Source organism: Streptomyces sp. NPDC001889 (genome assembly GCF_053594535.1).
In genome coordinates, this window is sequence record NZ_JBSFER010000009.1 from 274846 (window position 1) to 281422 (window position 6577).

Here is a 6577-nt window from a genome sequence, read left to right on the forward strand (position 1 = left end):
CCACACCCCCCAACCGGCAACACCGTCCGCCACCGGCGCGGACCGAGAGAGGCAGAACCAGCATGCTCAGAACCCGTGCGCGCGCGACCGCACCGGGGCGCGCCCCGCACCTGAGGGCGGCCCGCTTCCGCAGGGCGGCGGCCGGACTGGTGGCCGCCGTCGCCGTCACGCTCACGGCGTCCTGCTCCACCACCACCGACGAATCCGGCGCCGCCGGGAGCGGCGAGGACGGCAAGCCGTCCACCCGCACCGTCCAGACCCCCGACGGGCCGGTGGAAATACCCGCCGAGCCCCGGCGGATCATCGGTCTGTCCTACGCCTCCGCCTGGATGCTGGACGCCGGGGTGCCCATGGTGGGCGTCACCGACATCGACGAGGGCGCGCTCGACGCCGGGCAGAAGGCGGCCGTCGGGAAGATGACGATCGTCGGCGAGGGCAATGAGCTGAACTTCGAGAAGATCCTCTCGCTCAAGCCCGACCTGATCGTGATCTCCGCCCCCAAGCACGTCCCCTTCAACATCGACAAGCTGAAGCCGATCGCCCCCGTGCTGTCGTACGGCATCGGACAGCCGACCGAACTGCTCCCGGCGTCGCTCAAGGTGCTCGACGCGGCCGGGAAGGCGGACAAGGGCGCCGGGTTCAAGAAGGCGTACGACGAGAAGCTCGCCGCGATCAGGAGCACGTACGCCGACAAGCTCGCGAGGAACACCTTCGCGGTCGTCAACTCCGGTGAGGCCGGGAAGTTCTCCGTCTACACCGAGACCTCCTGGCTGGGGGCGGTCGTCAAGGACGCCGGCATGAAGTTCGCCGAGATCCCGGGCGCGCCGAAGGGCGAGTTCTCCTACGACCTCTCCTTCGAGGAGATCGGCAGGCTGAAGAGCGCCGATGTGATCCTCGTCGACGGTGACGGCGCGAACGGCGCCCCGGTCGCGGAGACCACGTCGCTGATGGCGCAGAAGAACTGGTCCGAGCTGAAGGCCGCCAAGGCGGAGCAGGTGCACCCGGTGCCCGGCTTCTTCATCAGCCGCTACCCCGAGGGCGTCGAGATCCTGGACCGGTTCGAGCGGATTCTGAAGTCTCTGCCGTAGGTCCTGCCCGGCTGCGGGACCGCCCGGTTCCCAGGTCCCAGGACCGGGCGGGTTCCGCGCGAGGGCCGTCGTGGCCGTGCGGGTGCGCTGGACAGCGGCACCGGCACGGCACGGCGGCCCCCGGTCCCGGCCCGTCCCCCGGGCCGGCGCCCACCGCGACCCCTCCCCCGACCCAAGTCCCGTCGCGTCCGACCCCTGGAGCAAGATCCCATGACCGAGCGTGCTTCCCAGCGTCTTCCCCTCACCGGGGCCCAGACCGGTGTCTGGTACGGCCAGCGGCTCGACCCGGCGTCCCCCGTCTACAACGTCGGGCAGTACGTCGAGATCGAGGGCCCGCTCGATCAGGCGCTCTTCGCCCGGGCCCTGCGGCGGACCGTCGCCGAGGCCGAGGCGCTCACCGTGCGGTTCGAGGAGGACGGGGACGGGCAGCCGCTCCAGGTGACCGGCCCGCCGCCCCCGGGGGGACCGGCCCTGCTGATCACCGACCACGGCGCGGCACCCGATCCGTACGCCTGCGCGCTCGACGCGATGCGCGCGGACATGGACCGCCCGGTCGATCCGGCGGGCGAGCCACTGTACGCCTTCGCGCTGCACACCGTCGCCCCCGGACGCACCCTCTGGTACCAGCGCGCCCACCACATCGCGCTCGACGCCTACGGCTTCGCGCTCGTCTCCCGGCGCACCGCCGAGGTCTACACCGCCCTCGCCCACGGCGAGGAGCCCCCGCCCGCCCCCTTCGGCCCGCTCGCGTCGGTGGTCGAGGAGGAGCTGGCGTACCGCGCCTCCGAGCGCCGCGCCGAGGACCGCGCGTACTGGATGTCCCGGCTCGCCGGGCTGCCCGAGCCGGAGCCGCTCGGCGGGGTCTCCTTCCCCGCCTCGCACACCTTCCTGCGCGACGGGGCCACCCTCACCCCCGAGGCCACCGCCGGGCTCTTCGCTCTCGCCCGCGCGGCCAGGGCGAGCTGGGCGGATGTGGTGACGGCGGCGTTCGCCGGCTATCTCCACCGGGCCACCGGCAGCCGTGACGTCCTGCTGTCGCTGCCCGCCATGGCACGGCTCGGCTCCACCGCGCTGAAGGTCCCGGCGATGGTGGTCAATGTGCTGCCGCTGCGGATCGCGGTCCGGCCGGACACCCCCCTCGCGGAGCTGACCGCCGAGGTCGCGGGACATGTCCGCGACCTCCGCCGCCACCAGCGCTACCGCGCCGAGGACATCCGGCGCGACCTCGGGCTCGTCGGCCGCGAGCAGGGCCGGGGGCTGCTCGGCCCGATGGTCAATGTGAAGGCCTTCGACACCGCCCTGGACTTCGCCGGCGCCCCCGGCACCGTGCGCAATGTCGCCGCCGGGCCGGTCGACGATCTGACCCTCGGGCTCTACCACGACGCCGCGAGCGGCACGATCCGCTTCGAGTTCGACGGCAATCCGCGCGCGTACGACGCCGTGTCGCTGGCCGCGCGGTGCGCCGAGTTCACCCACTTCCTCGGCGAGGCGGCGGCGGCCGGGCCCGCCACCCCGGTCGGCCGGCTCGATCTGCTGCCGGATGCGGCGCGGGCGGCGGTGCTCGCCGCAGGGAACGGCACGGCGCACGAGGTGACCGGCCGCACGGTCGTCGACGCCTTCGAGGAGCGGGTGCTCGCCCATGGACCGCTCCCCGCCGTCGTGGCCGGTGCCACCACCCTCACCTACGCCGGACTCGACGCCCGCGCCAACCGGCTGGCCCGGCTGCTCGTCGAACGGGGCGTGGGCCCCGAGGCGCTGGTGGGCCTCGCCCTGCCGCGCTCGGCCGAGCTGATCGTCGCCGTGCTCGCGGTGCTCAAGGCGGGTGGCGCGTATCTCCCGCTCGATCTGGACTATCCGGCGGACCGGCTGGAGTTCATGGTCTCCGACGCCCGCCCGGTGTGCACGCTCACCACCCTGGCCTCGGCCGCCGACGCGCCCGATGTGCCGGGGGTGGAGACCGTGGTGCTCGACGCCCCGGACACCCTCGCGGCGCTCGCCGACCTCTCCCCCACGGCGCCGGGCGGCGCCGTGAGCGGAGGGAACCCCGCGTATGTGATCTACACCTCCGGGTCGACCGGCCGCCCCAAGGGAGTGGTCGTCCCGCACTCCGCGCTCGCCAACTTCCTGGAGACGCAGGCCGGGGAGCTGGCGCTGGGTGCCGGGGACCGGCTGGTCGCGGTCACCACCATCTCCTTCGACATCGCCGCGCTGGAGATCCACGTACCGCTGATCAGCGGTGCCGCCGTGGTCCTCGCCGACCGGGACACCGTCCGTGACCCCGGCGCGCTCGCCGCGCTGGTGGACGCCCACCGGCCGGCCGCCATGCAGGCCACTCCCTCGCTGTGGCACGCGCTGCTGGAGGACGGCCGGCCGGCCGCGCTCGGCGGCACCCGGGTCCTCGTCGGCGGCGAGCCGCTCCCCGCCGACCTCGCGGCACGGCTCGCCCGCGCGGCACGGTCGGTGACCAATGTGTACGGCCCCACCGAGGTCACCGTCTGGGCGACATCGGTCACCCTGGACCCCGGTCACACCGGGACCCCCGACATCGGCACCCCGTTCTGGAACACCCGGGCCCATGTCCTCGACGGCGCGCTGCGGCCCGTGCCGGCGGGCCGGGCGGGTGAGCTGTATCTCGCGGGCGCCCAGCTCGCGCGCGGCTATCTGGGCCGCCCCTCGCTCACCTCCGGGCGCTTCGTCGCCGACCCGTTCGGCGCGCCCGGCGACCGGATGTACCGCACGGGCGACCTGGCGCGCCGCCGCCCCGACGGCCGGATCGACTTCATCGGCCGCGCCGACGACCAGGTGAAGGTGCGCGGCTTCCGGATCGAACTCGGCGAGATCGAGAGCGCCCTGACGGAGCGCCCGGAGGTCGGCCGCGCGGTGGTGGTGGTCCGCGAGGACCGGCCCGGGGTCCAGCGGCTGGTCGGCTATGTGACGCCGTCGGCGGAGGCGGGCGGGGCTCCGTGCGCAGAGCACGGCGATGGCGCCGGGCGCGCCCTCGCCGGGCAGGGCCGGGCCGGCGCGGGGCAGAACCCGCCGGACCCGGGGGACCGTCCCGCCGGGCGGGACCGGGCGGGCGGCGCGGTGATCGATCCCGGCGTGCTGCGGGAGGCCGTCGCCGGGCGGCTGCCCGAGTACATGGTGCCGGCGGCGGTCGTGGTGCTCGACACCTTCCCGCTGACCGCCAACGGCAAGATCGACCGCAGGGCGCTCCCCGCGCCCGGCCCCGATGGGCGGGGATCGGCCGGGTCCCGGGCGCCGCGCGGCGCCCGGGAGGAGATCGTCGCGGGGATCGTCGCCGGAGTCCTCGGGCTCGACGCCGTCGGCCCCGATGACGACTTCTTCGCCCTCGGCGGGCACTCGCTGCTCGCCGCCCGGGTCGTGGCCCGGGTCCGTGCGGCGCTCGGCGCCGAGTGCGCCATCCGCGATGTGTTCGAGGCCCGGACCGTCGCGGCGCTCACGGCCCGCCTCGGGGAGCCGACGGGCGCCGAGCGCCCCGCGCTCACCGCCGGTTCCGGAGCCGGGCGGCCCGAGCCGCTGCCCCTCTCGTACGCCCAGCAGCGCCTGTGGTTCCTGCATCAGATGCAGGGCCCCAGCGCCGCCTACAACATCCCCTTCGTCGCCCGCTTCGACGAGCCGCTGGACACCGAGGCCCTGGAGGTCGCGCTCCGCGCCGTCGTCGCCCGCCACGAGGCGCTGCGGACCGTGTTCGCCGAGAGCGGCGGCGAGCCGCGCCAGCGGGTGCTGAGCCCCGCGGACGCCGGGGTGCGGCTCCGGGTGGTGGAGGTGCCGGCCGAGCGGTTCGACGCCGAGGCGGAGGCCGCGCTCGGCCACCGCTTCGACCTCGCGACCGAGGTGCCGCTGCGGGTGACCGTGCTGCGCGACCCGGCGACCGGCGCCCACGCCCTCATCGTCCTGCTGCACCACATCGCGAGCGACGAGTGGTCCATGGGCCCGTTCCTGGGCGGCCTGGAGCGGGCCTACACCGCCCACCGCGCGGGCGCGCCGGCGGATCTGGGCGAACCGCCGGTGCGGTACGCGGACTTCGCGCTCTGGCAGCGCGCTCTGCTCGGCGATCCCGGCGACGCCGGTTCCCTCTCCGCGCGCCAGGCCGCGTACTGGAGCGGGGCGCTGGCCGGGCTCCCCGAGGAGCTCGCCCTCCCCACCGACCGGCCGCGACCCGCCGAGGCAGGTCAGAGCGGCGGCATGGTGCACCGGGCGGTCCCCGCCGAACTGGCGGCACGGGTGCGGCGGCTGGCCCGGGAGCGCGGCAGCAGTGTCTTCATGGTGGTGCACGCGGCGGTCGCGGCCCTGCTGCACCGGCTCGGCGCGGGCGACGACATCCCCCTCGGCAGCCCGGTCGCGGGCCGGGGCGACCAGGCGCTGGACGAACTGGTCGGCTTCTTCGTCAACACGGTGGTGCTGCGGACCGATCTCTCCGGGAACCCGACCTTCGCCGAACTGCTGGAGCGGGTCCGCGCCACCGACCTCGCCGCACTCGACCACACCGATCTGCCCTTCGACCGGGTGGTGGAGGCGGTCAACCCCGAGCGCTCCCTCACCCGCCACCCGCTCTTCCAGACCATGGTGTCCCACAGCACGGTCACCCAGGACATCCGCCGTCTCCTCGGTCTCACGGCGCGGATCGACCGGGTGGACCCGGGGGTCACCAAGTTCGATCTGGACATCACCTTCTCCGATACCGCGCACAGCGACGATCTCGACCTCGAAGTGTTCTACGCGGCGGATCTCTTCGACCGGGTGTCGGTGGAACGGCTCGCGGACCGGCTGCTGCGCCTCCTCGACCAGGCCGTGGCCGACCCCGAACTCCCCATCGGACGGCTGGACCTACTGGACGCAGGCGAACACGCCCAGCTCACCCACTGGAACACCACCGACCGCACCATCCCCACCACCAACGTCGCCGAACTCCTCGCCGAACGCGCCGCCACCACCCCCCACGCCACCGCCGTCATCGCCGGCGACACCCACCTCACCTACGCCCAACTCGACCAGCGCGCCAACCGCCTCGCCCGCCTCCTCATCAACCACGGAGCCGGACCCGACCGCGTCATCGCCCTCGCCATCCCCCGCTCCGCCGACTCCGTCACCGCCGCCCTCGCCGTCCTCAAAGCAGGCGCCGCCTACCTCCCCCTCGACCTCGACTACCCCACCGAACGACTCACCCACCTCCTCGAAGACGCCGCACCCATCTGCGTCATCACCACCGAGGACGTACCCGAACTCCCCGGCGTCCCCCGACTGGTACTGGACTCGGTCGAAGGGCTGGCCGAGCTGCCTTCGGGTCCGCTCGACCGGGGACCGGTCGATCCCGCCCAGGCCGCGTATGTGATCTACACCTCCGGGTCGACCGGCCGCCCCAAGGGCGTCGTCCTCACCCACGGCGGCCTCACCAACCTCTACCGCGACCACGAACGCGCGCTGTACGAACCGGTGGCCGGACGCCTCGGCCGGCGCGTCCGCGCCCT

Annotated in this window: 2 protein-coding genes; both read left to right on the forward strand. The window is 74.5% G+C overall.

Annotated elements, in window-relative coordinates:
* Positions 1–62: 62 nt before the first annotated feature.
* On the forward strand, positions 63–1088 hold the full coding sequence (locus ACWCRA_RS12840) for an ABC transporter substrate-binding protein (RefSeq protein WP_351556303.1): 1026 nt from the start codon (positions 63–65) through the stop codon (positions 1086–1088).
* A 210-nt stretch (positions 1089–1298) separates the two neighbouring features.
* Positions 1299–6577: amino acid adenylation domain-containing protein (locus ACWCRA_RS12845; protein ID WP_451067432.1), on the forward strand; the 5279-nt coding region annotated here is incomplete at its 3' end.